Source organism: Methylobacterium sp. Leaf94, assembly GCF_001426045.1.
Taxonomy (GTDB): Bacteria; Pseudomonadota; Alphaproteobacteria; order Rhizobiales; family Beijerinckiaceae; genus Methylobacterium.
The window spans coordinates 208,380-223,042 of the sequence record NZ_LMRM01000056.1 but is presented as its reverse complement, the minus strand read 5'-3'; the positions used below and the strand labels follow the sequence as shown (position 1 = coordinate 223,042).

At 68.3% G+C, this 14,663-nt stretch carries 7 protein-coding genes; 4 read left to right on the top strand and 3 right to left on the bottom strand.

The annotated features are described in order from the left end of the window. Positions 1-359 precede the first annotated feature (359 nt). From ASG63_RS20945 to ASG63_RS25685, 3 genes are all read left to right on the top strand, one after another. Positions 360-7,781: a type I polyketide synthase gene (locus ASG63_RS20945; RefSeq protein WP_156394293.1), complete on the top strand. Its 7,422-nt coding sequence runs from the start codon at positions 360-362 to the stop codon at positions 7,779-7,781. A gap of 25 nt (positions 7,782-7,806) precedes the next feature. Then, positions 7,807-9,183, top strand: a complete 1,377-nt coding sequence (locus ASG63_RS20940; RefSeq protein WP_056221203.1) for an aminotransferase class I/II-fold pyridoxal phosphate-dependent enzyme — start codon at positions 7,807-7,809, stop codon at positions 9,181-9,183. Between the two features lie 218 nt (positions 9,184-9,401). Continuing rightward, positions 9,402-9,551: a hypothetical protein gene (locus tag ASG63_RS25685; protein ID WP_156394292.1), complete on the top strand. Its 150-nt coding sequence runs from the start codon at positions 9,402-9,404 to the stop codon at positions 9,549-9,551. A gap of 22 nt (positions 9,552-9,573) precedes the next feature. Here ASG63_RS25685 and ASG63_RS20935 read toward each other — a convergent pair whose 3' ends face one another. The 3 genes from ASG63_RS20935 to ASG63_RS25680 all read right to left on the bottom strand — a co-directional run bounded on the left by ASG63_RS20935 (position 9,574) and on the right by ASG63_RS25680 (position 13,372). After that, entirely contained in the window at positions 9,574-10,950 is a 1,377-nt protein-coding gene (locus ASG63_RS20935) for an Nramp family divalent metal transporter (RefSeq protein WP_082559438.1), read from the bottom strand. A gap of 165 nt (positions 10,951-11,115) precedes the next feature. Then, positions 11,116-12,813 (bottom strand): methyl-accepting chemotaxis protein, encoded by a 1,698-nt coding sequence (locus ASG63_RS20930; protein WP_056221197.1) that lies wholly within the window; start codon positions 12,811-12,813, stop codon positions 11,116-11,118. Between the two features lie 313 nt (positions 12,814-13,126). Then, complete coding sequence (locus tag ASG63_RS25680) at positions 13,127-13,372, bottom strand: hypothetical protein (protein WP_156394291.1); 246 nt, start codon at positions 13,370-13,372, stop codon at positions 13,127-13,129. Between the two features lie 567 nt (positions 13,373-13,939). Here ASG63_RS25680 and ASG63_RS20925 point away from each other — a divergent pair. Further along, complete coding sequence (locus tag ASG63_RS20925; protein WP_162248661.1) at positions 13,940-14,611, top strand: DUF2865 domain-containing protein; 672 nt, start codon at positions 13,940-13,942, stop codon at positions 14,609-14,611. Positions 14,612-14,663 lie beyond the last annotated feature (52 nt).

Genomic DNA, 14,663 nt, shown 5'->3' with positions numbered 1-14,663 from the left:
GCATCCTTCCTGCCTCCAGGTCCCTCCCTTGCCAGGATGCCGGCGTAACGGGCCGGTTACTTCGGTCGGCGATGGTCCATAAGTCAGGTCGGGGAAGCCGTCTCGGTTTGTGGCATTTGTTTGGAATTCCTGCATGTGATCGAGCAGTCGTCGTCGTGAGGCGCGGCACTTTGCTCCCTCATCTTGCCGGAATGATCGATGAATACGTGCAACAGGGTCCCTGTGTCCGGTCGGTGATTGCCCTGATTCCCGGCGCTCCGGTTGGACAGTAGCCTGGAGCCATACTAAGGATCGGGCTGGTTGCCACCGGTGGTACAAGTCGGTCCTGTCCCCCGTTCAAGAGCGTGTGCGAATCGAACGTGACACAACGTACAGACATCGCGATCATCGGCCGTGCCTGCCGGCTTCCCGGCGCTTCGAGCGTCGACGGGCTCTGGCAGCTCCTGACCGAGGCGCGATGCGCCGTCGGTCGCATCCCGGATGACCGCTGGTCCCTGGAGCGGTTCGGACACCCGCGCGCGCAGGAGCGTGGCAAGAGCTATACGTGGTCCGCCGGCGTCCTCGACGACATCTGGTCGTTCGACCCGGGTGTCTTCGGCATCTCGCCCCGTGAGGCCGAGCAGATGGATCCGCAGCAGCGCCTGCTGCTGGAACTCACCTGGGAAGCCCTGGAAGATGCCGGGCTGCGCCCCTCGGACGTGGCGGGGACCCAGATCGGCGTCTTCGTCGGCGCCTCCTCCCTGGATTACGGCAACCTGCGCGTCCTCGACACCTCGTCGGGGGACGCCTACGCGGCCACCGGGAACACGCTCTCGATCCTGTCGAACCGCATCTCCTACATCTACGACCTGAAGGGACCGAGCTTCACCGTCGACACGGCCTGCTCGTCCTCGCTCGTCGCCCTCGATGCCGCGGTGGCGGCCATCTCCAGCGGTCGGATCGACACGGCGGTCGTTGCCGGCGTGAACCTTCTCGCGAGCCCCTTCAACTTCATCTGCTTCTCGAACGCGCAGATGCTCTCGCGCACCGGCCTGTGCCAGGCCTTCTCGTCGAGCGCCGACGGGTACGTGCGCTCCGAGGGCGGTGTGGTGCTCGTGCTGAAATCCGCGAAAGCGGCCCTGCGCGACGGCAGTACCGTGCGCGGCGTCATCGCGGCCAGCGGCGTCAATTCGGACGGGCGCACCACCGGCATCTCCCTGCCCTCCGGCTATGCCCAAGGTGCGCTTCTGGAGCAGGTCTACCGCGAGGCCGAAATCGACCTCGACGCGGTGGTCTTCGTCGAGGCCCACGGCACCGGTACGCCGGTGGGCGATCCGATCGAGGCGAGTGCCATCGGCAGCAAGCTCGGTCGTCCCCGCAAGGCGCCGCTGCCGATCGGTTCGATCAAGAGCAACATCGGCCACACCGAGCCGGTCTCGGGCCTTGCCGGTCTTCTGAAGGCCAGCCTCGCTCTCGAGCACGACCTCTTCCCGACCTCGCTTCACGCGGCCGAACTGAATCCCGAGATCCCCTTTCGGGACCTGAACCTGTCGGTGACGAACAAGCCGCTGCCGCTGGCGCGCGATGGCAAGGCGCGCTTCGCGGGCGTCAATTCCTTCGGGTTCGGCGGCACCAACGCGCACGTCGTTCTCACGGACGGCCCGCCGGTTCGTGCCGCCTCGGTCGCCCCCGATGCGGCCCGGATGCCGGAAGTGCTCCTGCTCTCGGCCCAGAGCCGTGCCGCCCTCAACGAACTCGCCCTCGATTACGCCGAGCGCTTCGACGGCGCCGACAAGGCCGAGATCGCCCGGATCGCCGCGGCCGCCGCCCATCGCCGCGAGCGTCTGTCCTCGCGCCTGGCCGTCTCCCTGGATGCCGATCTTCCGGGGGTCCTGCGCGCCGTCGGTGAGGCCGAGGATGCCCCCGACGCCCTTCTGGGGACCGCCGTGGACCGCGCGGCGGAGGTCGCCTTTGTCTATTCCGGCAACGGGAGTCAGTGGGCCGGCATGGGTCGTGAGGCCTATGACGAGAACGCCGTCTTCCGCGAGGCCTTCGACCGCATCGACGGCCTGTTCCACACCCTTTCGGGCTGGTCCCTGAAGGAGGCCCTGTTCGCCGAGGATCTGGAGGAGCGCCTCGCCCTCACGCGGGTGTCGCAACCCCTGATCTTCGCGATCTCGAGCGCCTCGACGACGGCGCTGCGGGCCCACGGCCTCAAGCCGAGCTACGTCCTCGGCCACAGCGTCGGCGAGATCGCCGCGGCGGAAGCCGCCGGGATCTTGAGCCTCGAACAGGCCGTGAAGGTCATCTTCTACCGGAGCAAGCACCAGGAGACGACGCGCGGCTTCGGAACGATGGCCGTGCTGCTCGCCCCTGCGGACGAGATCGAACTGTTCCTGAAGGATTACCCGAGCCTCGACATCGCCGCCTATAACAGCCCCAAGGCCATCACGGTGGCGGGCCCGGTGGAGGATATCGATGCGGCCATGAAGGCGCTGACGCGCAAGCGTCGTCGCGGGCGCAAGCTCGACCTCGAGTACCCCTTCCACGGCCGGTTGATGAACCCGACCGAGAAGCCGCTGCTGCGGGACCTCGCTGGGCTCAAGCCGCACGCTGCAACGACCGCGATGGTATCGACCGTCACCGGCAAGGTGCTGGCCGGAGATCAGTTCGGGGCCGGTTACTGGTGGCGCAACATCCGTGAACCGGTGCGCTTCTGCGAGGCCGTTCAGGAGGCGACCCGACAGGGCGCCCGCGTCTTCATCGAAGTGGGGCCCCGCGCGACCCTGCTGTCGCATATCGGCGACGCCATCGAGCCCCTCGGCATCGAGAACGCCACCATCGGCGTCCTCCACCGCAAGCCGGCGGGCGGCGATCCGATCGCCCGCACCGTCGCGGCCGCCCTTGTGCAGGGCGCCGCCGTCGATGAGGCGACGGTCTTCGGGGCGAATCCGACGGGCGACGTGTCGCTGCCGCTCTATCCGTGGCAGCGTCGCTCCTTCCGGCTCGCGGAGACCACCGAGGGTGTCGGTGCGGCGACGCCGCGTCCCTATCATCCGCTCTACGGCTCCCGCGTCGCACCGGACGGCCTCGAATGGCACGGCCACGTCGACATCGCGACGGTGCCGGACCTCGATGATCACCGCATCGACGGGCAGGCGATCCTGCCCGGCGCGGCCTTCATCGAGATGGCCCTCGGTGTCGCCCGCGAGGCGATGAAGACGGACAGCGTCACGCTCGCGGACTTCGAGATCCAGTCGCCGATGGTGTTCGGCGAGGAATCCCTGCGCGAGGTCGCGGTGCGGGTCGCCGGCTCGGGCAACGCCATCCAGATTCTCAGCCGGCCACGCCTGACCCAGGCCGCCTGGCAGCTCCACGCCGCGGCCAAGATCATCGATGGGACCTTCCCGGCGCCCGCCCCGGTGGACCTGCACGTTCCCGCCGAACACGCGGTGGCGGGCGAAAGCCTCTACCGCCTGGCCGCCGCCTCGGGTCTCGGCTTCGGCCCGAGCTTCCGTCAGGTCGCGGCGAGTGCGCGCCTCGACGAGACCACCATCGTCTCGGAGCTCCTGCCCGCCGAGGCCGACGGGCGCTTCGGGCTCGTCCCCGCGCGCCTCGATTCCTGCTTCCACGGCCTCATCCTGCTCTTCGCCGGTCTGATGGGCGAGGGGTCGACCAAGGCCTATGTCCCGGTTCGCTTCGGCGAAATCCGCCTCGTGAAGCCGGGGGCCGTCATCGCCCGGGCGATGATTCGGACCCGGCGTGCCAACGAGCGCAGCATCCTGGCCGATTTCACCCTAGTGGATGCCGAGGGCGCCGTCATCGCCACCTTGCGCGAGGGGCGGTTTCAGGCGCTCCGCTCCAAGAACGGCAGCGATCTCGCCGCGTACGCCATCGCGCAGCGGCCCGAGCTTGCCACCGAACCCACCGCCATCGCGATGGAGCGCGGAAAGCGCGTCGCCGACGCGATCCGTCCGGCCTGCAAGGCCGCCGTCGCACCTGCCGAGGCGCCGCTGGCACCGGGGCACCTCCTTCTCGAAGGTTGGGCGACGTCGATGGCCTACCGCCTGGCGGAGGGCCTCCAGCGCTCCGGCACCGTGGCGATCGACGACCGCGTGCCGGAGGCGATGCGCCCCTGGCTCCTGAACGCCCTCTACGCCCTGGAGAGCAGCGACCTCGCCACCCTCGACGGCGAGCGCTGGACCCTGCGCAAGGATGTGTCCCTGCCGGCACCCGACGAGATCATGCGTTGGATCGCGGCGGATCACCCCGAACTCTCGGCCGAACTCGTGCTCACCGCCGATATCGGCGCCGTCGTCGGCCGGTTGCTCTCGGGTGATCTGACGGAGGCTCCGACCCTCTCGCAGAATGCCCTCGACGCCTTCGTCCTGCGCAGTGCAACGGCCCGGGCCGCGGCCGACGTGATCGCGGATCTCGTCGAGTCTGGCCGTGCCGCCCTGCCCCGCGACCGTGCGTTGCGGGTGCTTCAGGTCGGATTCGGACCGCTCTCGGCGCAGGCCGCCGCCTTCACGGACGGCATCGAGGCGCAGCTGACCGTGTTCGAAGCCGATCGTCGCCTGGCGGAGCGGGCGCGCCTCGCCCTGCCGCGCGGCCTCACCGTCATCGAGGATACGGCCGAGCTGTCGGCAGGCAGCTTCGATGTGATCCTGGCCAGCAACGTCCTGCATCGCTCCGAGCGAGCCCTGCTCGGCAAGGTCGCCGACGCGCTCGCGACCGGAGGCTTCCTCGTCGCCGTCGAGCCGGGAGCGTCGCTGTTCCGCGATCTGGTGTTCGGCTTGACCCCGGATTGGTTCGAGGCCACGGCCGATTTGCCGGTGGGCCGTCTCGACGACATCACCGGGTGGCAGCGTGCGCTGAGCGACACCGGCCTCGTGCGGGTGGCCGTCGATCGCGCCGTCTCCGCCAACGGGGACGATCTTCTGTTCATCGCCGAGGCGCCGGTGCGCGCCAAGCCGGCGCCCGGCCAGACCTTCGCGTTCGTGATCGGCTCGCACGACGCTGTCGCGGCGGAGACGGCCTCGTCCCTGGCGACCCTGCTGGTGGCGAGCGGCGTCCACGTCTCGATCATCCTCGACTCGGAGCAGTCGCTGCTCGAACTGGAACGCGAGACCCCCGACACGGTCGTCTTCCTCGCAGGCGCCTTCAACCATGCCGGTGCCGCGGCGGACCGCCTGCGGGAGCGCTGCCTGAGCCTGAAGCGCTGCGTCGAGCATCTCGGCAGCCGCCAGACCCGGCTCTGGGTGGTCTGCCCCGGCGCCACCCGCGATGCGGGGGATCCGACCGGCTCCGTGGAGGCCGGCGTCTGGGCGTTCAGCCGGACGCTTGCCAACGAGGTGGCGAATCTCGACGTGCGTCGGATCGACCTCGCCGAGGCGCTCTCGACCAAGGCCGCCGCCGAGCGGCTGCGCGACCTCATCCTCTCGGGTACGCTCGAGACAGAGATCATCCTCGACGCCGACCGGACCCGCGTGATCCGGTTCTCGCCGGGCCAGCTCTCCCGTCGTCCCGGCGCCGATGCGGTTCCGGCCGAGGCGGCCCGCCTGGAACGCAGCAACACCGGCGGCCTCAACGAGATGGCCTGGGGGCCGGCGACCCGCCGGGCTCCCGAGCGCGGCGAGGTCGAGATCGCGGTCGAGGCCACGGGTCTCAATTTCCGCGACGTCCTCTGGGCGCTGTCGATGCTGCCGGAGGAGATCCTGGAGGATGGCTTCGCGGGTCCGCGCCTCGGGCTGGAAGTGGCCGGCCGGGTCCTCTCCGTCGGCAAGGGCGTCGACGCCTTCAAGCCCGGTGATCGCGTCGTCGCCTTCGCGCAGTCGGGCTTCGCGACCCACATCCTGGTCCCCGAGCTCGTCGTGGCCCCGAGCCCGCCCGGCCTCGATCCGCAGGCCGCCGCCACCGTGCCGGTCGCCTTCCTCACGGCCTATTACGGCCTCGTCAGCTGCGCCCGCCTGCGCCGCGGCGAGTGGGTCCTGATCCATGGCGGAGCCGGCGGCGTCGGTCTGGCCGCCCTGCAGATCGCCAAGATGAAGGGTGCGCGGGTCATCGCCACGGCCGGCTCGCGGGAGAAGCGCGCCCTGGTCAAGGCGTTGGGGGCCGAGCACGTGCTCGACTCGCGTTCCCTCGCCTTCGTGGACGATGTCCGCCGCATCACCGGCGACGGCGTCGGCGTGGTGCTGAACAGCCTGTTCGGCGAGGCGATGGAGCGCAGCCTCAACGTCCTCAAGCCCTTCGGCCGCTTCATCGAGCTGGGCAAGCGCGACTACGTCGCCAACACCCATATCGGCCTGCGTCCGTTCCGCCGGAACCTGTCCTATTTCGGCGTCGATCTCGACCAGGTGCTCCAGCACCAGGGCGAGGACGGGGCTCGGCTGTTCCGGGAGGTGATGTCCCTGTTCAAGGAGGGCGGGCTGAAGCCTCTGCCCTTCCAGCCCTTTACGGCGGACGAGGTCTCGGACGCCTTCCGGCTGATGCAGCAATCGGGGCATGTGGGTAAGATCGTCATCGCACCGCCGAAGCCCGGCAGCGTGATGCAGACGGAGAAGTCCGCCTTCACGATCTCTCCCGAGGGTGTCCACCTCGTCACCGGCGGTCTCGGCGGCTTCGGCATCGAGGCGGCGCGCTGGCTCGCGGACCGGGGTGCGAAGCACATCGTCCTCGTCGGCCGCAACGGGGCCGCGAGCCCCGAGGCCAAGCAGGTCGTGGCCGATCTCGGCGCCCGCGGCGTCGCCGTGGTCGCGATGGCCTGCGACATCACCAGCCGCAAGGCGGTGGATGCGCTGCTGGCCGAGGTGGAGCGCGGGGGCCGGTCGCTCGCCGGCGTGATCCACGGCGCGATGGTGCTCCAGGATGGCCTCATCGCCAACATCGACGCCGCCGCCCTCGACACGGTCATCCGTCCGAAGGTCATCGGCGCCGAGCATCTCGACGCCGCGACGCGCGCGCGCGCGCTCGACTATTTCGTGATGTTCTCCTCGGCCACAACGTTCATCGGCAACCCCGGACAGGGCGCCTACGTGGCCGCGAACGGCTTCATGGAAGGCCTCGCCCGCCGCCGGCGCAAGCTCGGCCTGCCGGCGCTGGCCGTCGCCTGGGGGGCCATCGGCGATGTCGGCGTGCTGGCCCGTAACCGTGCGGTGATGGAGACCTTGGCGGGTCGCGTCGGCGTGACGCCGATGGATGCCCGCCATTGCCTCGACCTCATGGCCGACGCGCTCGAAGGCCAGGGGTCGAGCCCGGACGACGCCGTGATCGCCATCGCGTCGATGCATTGGGGCAAGGCGCGCGAGCGTCTCGCCACCATGAAGAGCCCGAGCTACGCCGAGCTCGGTTCGGACCAGCAGATGGAAGCCGGAACGGTGGCGGCCATCAATATCGGCCTGCTCCTGAAGACGCAGGACATCGACTCGGTGCGCAAGACGGTGGCCGACGCCATCGTGGAGGACATCGCCCGAATCCTGCGCCTGCCCAAGGACGACATCAGCCGCGTGCGCCACCTCTCCGAGATCGGTCTCGACTCGTTGATGGGCGTCGAACTCGGCGCGAGCCTGCAGGAGCGCTTCGCCCTCGAGGCGCCGCCGTCCGGCATCTCCTCCGGCCTCACCGTCAACGAACTCACCGAGACCCTGATCCAGTCGATCGCGGCTCCGGTGGACGAGGCGGCGGCGGCCGTGATGAGCTTGGCCCAGCGTCACGCCAGCGAGGGGGTGGATGTCCGCACCCTCGAGCCCTTCCACGCGATGGTCGAAGAAAACAGCCTCGCGATCAAAGAAATCCTCCCGTGAGCGATTCCCCCTTGAGGCATGCCGCATGAGCAATTCCGCGAGACCGGACGGCGGACGCGCGGCCCTGGCGGGCTTCGTCACGAACCGCCTCGGGCGAAACGCCAACCGGACGGCTCCCGCCCGTCCGGCGCAGCGCCCGGCGGGCGATGCGTCCGTACAGAACTTCGAGTCCCTGCCGGGATACCGGGAGTTGCGCCTCCAGCGCTCGGCGGCCGATCTGATCGGCCTCGGCAATCCGTTCTTCCGGGTGCACGAGACCAAGGCCGGCGCCACGACGCGCATCGCCGGCAAGTCGTTCGTCAACTTCTCGTCCTATGACTACCTCGGTCTGAACGGGCATCCCGACGTCAACGCTGCGGCGGCCCGTGCGATCGAAACCTACGGCACGTCGGCGTCGGCCAGCCGGATCGTGGCCGGTGAGCGACCGGGACACCTCTCCCTGGAGAAGGCCCTGGCCGACCACTACGACACCGAGGCCTGTGTGGTTATGGTGAGCGGCCACGCCACCAACGTCACCACGATCGGCGCCCTGCTGGAGCCGGGCGACGTGATCTTCCACGACGCCCTCAGCCACAACAGCATCGTCACCGGCGCTCAGCTCTCCGGCGCTCAGCGCCGCTCGTTCTCCCACAACGATCTCGACGCCCTGGAGACGTTGCTCGGCGCCACGCGCCACGAGCATCGCCGGGCGCTGATCGTGGTGGAAGGCCTCTACAGCATGGACGGCGATGCGCCGGACCTCGCGGCACTCATCGCCCTGAAGCAGCGCTACGACGCCTGGCTGATGGTCGACGACGCGCACGGGCTCGGCGTCCTCGGGCGGACCGGCATCGGTCTGGCCGAACATTGTGACGTCGATCCCCACGGGGTCGATATCTGGATGGGCACCCTCTCGAAGACCCTGTCCACCTGCGGCGGTTACGTGGCCGGACCGGCGGCGTTGATCGAGTACCTCAAGTGCACGGCTGGCGGTTTCATCTATAGCGTTGGCATCTCGCCGCCTCTCGCGGCCGCAGCCGAAACGGCGCTCGAGATCATGCATGCCGAACCGCACCGGGTGGAGCGTCTGCGGCAGAACGGCCACCTGTTCCTGTCTTGCGCGAAGAAGCATGGGCTCGACACCGGGACCAGCCTCGGCCTCGCGGTGATCCCCGTCATCGTCGGCGACTCCCTGAAGTCGGTGACGCTGTCGGACCGCCTCTTCAAGCGCGGCATCAACGTTCAGCCGATCATCCACCCGGCCGTGCCGGAACGAGCGTCGCGCCTGCGCTTCTTCATCACCTCGGAGCATACGCCGGAACAGATCCGCGAGACCGTGGACGCGGTCGCGGAGGAACTTGCTGCCATCGAAAAGGGCGGTTCGCTGATCGAGCAGCTCATGGCGAAGCGCGGCAAGCCGTAGGGTCCCCGGGACCCTACGACTCCACCATCCTCCGCCTGCATCGGGTCTGGGCACCGGCGTCATCGCGCCGGTGTTTTTTTGCGCGTTTCGCACCGATGCGGCCGATTGCCCTCGACCCCTGAGCAAGCGACACTGATGTTGCTATCTGTGTCTCATCGCAACCGGAACCCGGCCCGGGATGCGACGTTCGTCCTCAGCCCGTCGGTCAGGAGCCCGTCATGAGACAATCGACTGTCGCCTCCATCGCGCGACGTCTGATCAAAACCGTCGTCGAGGCCAGTCGCTCGCTGATCGGTGCGATCCTCGAAGGGCCGATGCCGGCGCCTCAGCCGATCCCGGTGCGTGTCCGCGCCGACCGTCGCCGCTGAGGCCTGCCTGAAGGGCGTCGTTTCAGGCGCCCAGCACGGTATCGAAGAGCAGCTTGCCGTTCAGGACGACGATCAGGGCCGCGATGGCCCAGGACGCGACCTTGAGCCAGGGTTTGATCGTGTGAACCCCCATCTTCCCTCTGTCGGAGACGAAACCGACCAGGGGGATGATCGCGAAGGGGAGCTGCATCGACAGCACCACTTGACTCAGCACGAGCAGCTTCGCCGTACCCTGTTCTCCATAGAGTGCCGTGACGCCGACGACCGGCACGATGGCGATCCCGCGGGTGACCAGGCGTCGGGCCCAGTCCGGGATGTGCAGGCGCAGGAATCCTTCCATCACGATTTGTCCCGCCAGCGTCGCCGTGACGGTGGAATTGAGGCCTGAGGCCAGCAACGCCACCGCGAACAGCGTCGAGGCGATGCCGGCTCCGAGGAGCGGTGAGAGCAGTTCGTAGGCCTGCTCGATCTCCTGGATGTCGGTGCGTCCCTGGGCGTGGAACACCGAGGCGGCCATGATCAGGATGGCGGCATTCACGAACAGGGCCAGCATCAACGCGATCGTCGAGTCGGCCACCGCGAAGCGGATGGCCTCACGTCGGCCGTCGTCCGTCCGAGGATAAGCCCGCGTCTGCACGATGGAGGAATGCAGGTAGAGATTGTGCGGCATCACGGTGGCGCCGATGATGCCGATGGCGATGTAGAGCGCCGCCGGATTCCGGACGATCTCGGATGTGGGCAGGAAGCCGCCGAGCACCGCTTGGAGTGGTGGTGCCGCGAGTGCGATCTGGATCCCGAAGCTCACGAAGATCACGGCCAACAGAGCGATGACGAAGGCCTCGAGCGCGCGAAAGCCCCGCCGCATCAGGAGCAGGATCAGGAAAACGTCGAGCGCCGTGAGGGTTGCGCCAACGACGAGGGGCAAGCCGAACAGGAGCTTGAGGGCGATGGCCGTCCCGATGACCTCGGCGAGGTCGCAGGCGATGATCGCCGCTTCGCAGGCGAGCCACAACATCAGGCTGATGGGGCGCGGGTAATGATCCCGGCAGGCCTGGGCGAGGTCGCGACCCGTCGCGATCCCGAGCCGAGCGGCGAGCGCCTGGAGGACGATGGCCATGAGGTTGGACAGCAGGATGACCGAGAGCAGCGTGTAGCCGAACTGGGCACCGCCGGCGATGTCCGTCGCCCAGTTGCCGGGATCCATGTAGCCGACTGAGACCATGTAGCCGGGGCCGATGAAGGCCAGCAGTCGCCGCAACCAGGTGCCTGTCGCCTGAACGGGAACGCTGCCGTTCATGCGTCCGAGGCTCGGGTGGTCAAGAGTCTCTCGGCTGAAGCGCCAGGATCCTTCCGTGCGCGTTCCGTTCGCCAGGGTACCCTCCGGTGCCGAGACGGGCATCGGAGCCGTCAGAGGTTCGTGTCGAGCCATGCCCACGCGTGTTTCCGGGAAGAGGACCGCCGGGCGCCTGGAAGCAGCCCACCGCTTTATAGCAGGAGCTATAAAAAGAGCAAACGGCTAAGTCGGACCCGACGCGATGGTTGCTCCTCTCGGACCCTCAGGCCGTCAGGATGCCAGAGCTTGCAGGTTGCGATCGATATCGGCCACGCCGTGAGCCGCCGTCTGCATGCTCATCGAGATTTCCTGCGTGACGGCGCTCTGCTCCTCCACCGCAGAGGCCACGCCCGTGACGAAGCCGCGAACCACGTCGATCGCCTGTCCGATGGCCGTCAAGGAGACGACGACGTCGCCGGAGACCGTCTGCATCGTCTTGATATCCTCGGCGATCCGTGCCGTGGCGTTCGTGACCTGGTTGGAGAGGTTCTTCACCTCGCCCGCCACCACGGCAAAGCCGCGCCCCGCCTCGCCAGCGCGGGCGGCCTCGATCGTAGCGTTGAGGGCCAGCAGATTGATCTGCCCGCCGACGCCCTGGATCAACTGAACGATACCGTTCATCGACGCGGCGGCGTCAGCGAGCTGGCCGGTCGACCGGTCGGCTCTCTGCGCGCGCTCGTCCATCTCGTCCACCTCCTGGCGGGACCGGGCAAGGCTGCTGGCGATCTCGCCGATGGAGGCGTTCAATTCCTCGGCGGCCGAGGCCACCGCTTGGACATTCACGAGGGTCTGCGACGAGGCGCCGGCGGCCTCGATCTGCGAGCGCATCCGCGCCGTGATATCGGTGGCGTACTTGACCACCTTGAACGGCCGGCCGCTCATGTCGAGGATCGGGTTGTAGGAGGCCTGGATCCAGATCGTGCGGCCGCCTGCGCCGACGCGTTGGAAGATTCCGCTGCGGAACTCGCCCCGGCGCAGGGCGGCCCAGAACGCATTGTACTCGGCCGAGGCTCCATAGGTTGGGTCGACGAACATGCGGTGGTTCTGGCCCCGGATCTGAGCGAGATCGTAGCCCAGAACGGCGAGGAAATTCGCATTCGCATCCAGGACGTGTCCGGCGAGATCGAAATGGATCACGCCCTGCGAGCGGCCGATCGCTTCCACCTGGCCCTGCAGCTCTGCAGTCCGCAGCTTCTCGGCCGTGACGTCGGTGGCGAACTTGACCACTTTGACCGGGCGCCCGGCCAAGTCGAGGATCGGGTTGTAGGTGGCTTGCAGCCAGATCGCGCGGCCATCCTTGCCGATGCGCCGAAACTCGCCGCTCTGGAAGACGCCCCTGGCCAATCCCTCCCAGAGGACACGATAGGCGGCACTGTCCCGTTCGGGGCCGTCGACGAACAGGCGGTGATGCTGGCCCCTCACCTCCTCGAGACTGTATCCCACCACATCGAGGAAATTTCGATTGGCATTCACGATCGTGCCGTCGAGGTCGAACTCGATCACGCCCTGCGACCGGCCGATCGCTTCGATCTGGCTCCGCGTATCGGCACTCCGCTGCTTCTCCTCCGTGATGTCGGTGGCGAATTTGACCACGCTGGTCACGCGGCCGTCCCGTCCCCGGATGGGATTGTAGGTTCCCTGCAGCCAGATCTCGCGGCCACCCTTGCCGATCCGCCTGTACTCGGCACGCTGGAACTCTCCTCGGGCCAAAGCGGCCCAGAAGGCCTCGTAGGCCGGACGGTCCTGATCCGCCGCGTCGACGAACATGCGATGGTGCCGGCCTTTGATCTCCGCGAGTTCATAGCCCACGGTCTTCAGGAAATTCTCGTTGGCGGTCACGATCGTGCCGTCGGGAAGGAACTCGATCACGGCTTGGGACCGGTCGAGCGCCTCGAGCTTTGCCGCGGTGCGGGTGTTGAAGAATGTCATGGGCCAATCCTCGGCTGCGATGCGTTCCACTGCCGTGCGGACACCTCTGCGCCCTCCGGGGTACCCGTGGGACGGGCCCGACCACCGGTGAGGAAGCGCGGCGCGATTCCTCGAGGGAACTGTGCTGTCGACTCGACGATCCGGAGCGCTCGACATCCCCTGCGGGGTGTTTCGACGACAGCGTGGGAACCGCTGCCGGCACCCTCCCCGGTGCACACCGATTGAAGCCGGAAAGCCTTAAATCCGAATAAAACCGTAGATAAAATCCCCGTGATGATCCGGAGAAATCTGTAGTCCGGGTTTCCATCAAAGGTTAGCTTTGAGGGAAGAGCAGTCTTAGCTGTTTGGGCGAATTGCTCGTTCTGTTCGTCCGCGCGACCCGGATGTCGCCGGTTCCGTCCGATTGCCGTGAGCCGATGTCGAGGTTTCGATGAAAGACCGCATGGCCGTAGCCTTCCCGCGACACCGGGATTGCGATCGGCGGTCGGTCCTTCACCGCGGTTTCATTGCCAACAGGGCGATCGGGCACGACGCCATCGATCACGCCACAGAGGAACATCGAGCAATATGTTTCGACGGCACGGCTGTGCGTCGTTGAAACTGCACCGCCCTGCCGGCCCTCGAAACCAGCCAGGATGCCGCCGCTCCGTCGTCACGCGCGCCCGTCTCGGTTGTTTGCCGCCGTTGCGCCGGGTCCGCGATGATGTGTACCTGAGGAAGCCGTGCCCCGTGAGAGGCGGCCAAAACGATCTCAGCGACGGAAGCGGAGCCGGCGGGTATGAAGTGGCAGCGTCTCGCACCGGCCGGTACGCGACAGCAGATGATAGGGACGGCACTGGCCGGCCTTCTTCTGGGTCTCGGTGGGGTCACGGCGGGGACGACGATGGTCAGGGCCTCGGAGCGGGGGGGCCTCTTCAATTTCCTCGAGACGCTGTTCCGTGAGCCGGCCCCTCCGCCGGCGGCATCGATTCCCGCGCGCCGGCCCGGGCATTACGTCTCGCTTCCCGACGCCCGGCGGGTGAGCGCCGTGCGGCCGATGCGCCAAACGCCGCGCCCCCTCGTCGAGGCGACCGCGGCCCGACCGATCCGGATCCGGCATCCCCGAGGTCCGGCCGCGAGAAACCAGGTGGCGGCTGTGCCGGCCGCCGCGCGCACCGTATTGGGGGCCCGCACCGTCTGCGTGCGATCCTGCGACGGCTACGTCTTCCCCCTCGGACGCCTCGGGGCCCGGTCCGACCTGCCGGTTCACGAGGCCGCCTGCGCGGCGGCCTGCCCGAACACGCCGACGCGTCTCTTCACCCTGGGGGCGGGGGAGACCGAATTCGACCGCGCCGTCGGTCTCGACGGACAGCCCTACCGCAGCCTCGCCGTGGCCAACCTCTATCGGACGAAACGGGTGGAGCAGTGCAGCTGTCAGCCCGAGCAGGGCGTGGCCGCGCCGCTCTCGATTCTCCAGGACATGACCGTGCGCGCCGGCGACGTCGTCGCCACCGAGGCGAGCGCGGCCGTCGTCGTACCGGCCCGCGCCGGCGGTTTCACCGTCGTCGATTTCCGCGAGGCGCGCGGCCTGTCGCGCCGCGCGCGGCGCGACATCGATGCCAAGGTCGATGTGGTCCGCCGCGAGGCCGATGCCCGAGCCCTCCGCCAGGGTGTCCGCAGAGCCGATCGGGCGCTCCGTGTCCGGGTCGCCGCGTCCGACGGCTTCGAGCCGGGGCCGCTGCCGATCGACGTCGAGCCGCGCTTCGGTGCGGTCCGGGCGCCGACCCGGGTCGTGATGGCATCGCCCTTCGTCTATTGAATCGGCGGCCGGTCGCGTGCCGCGCGTCGTCCCTCGGCCGATGGCGGCGGAG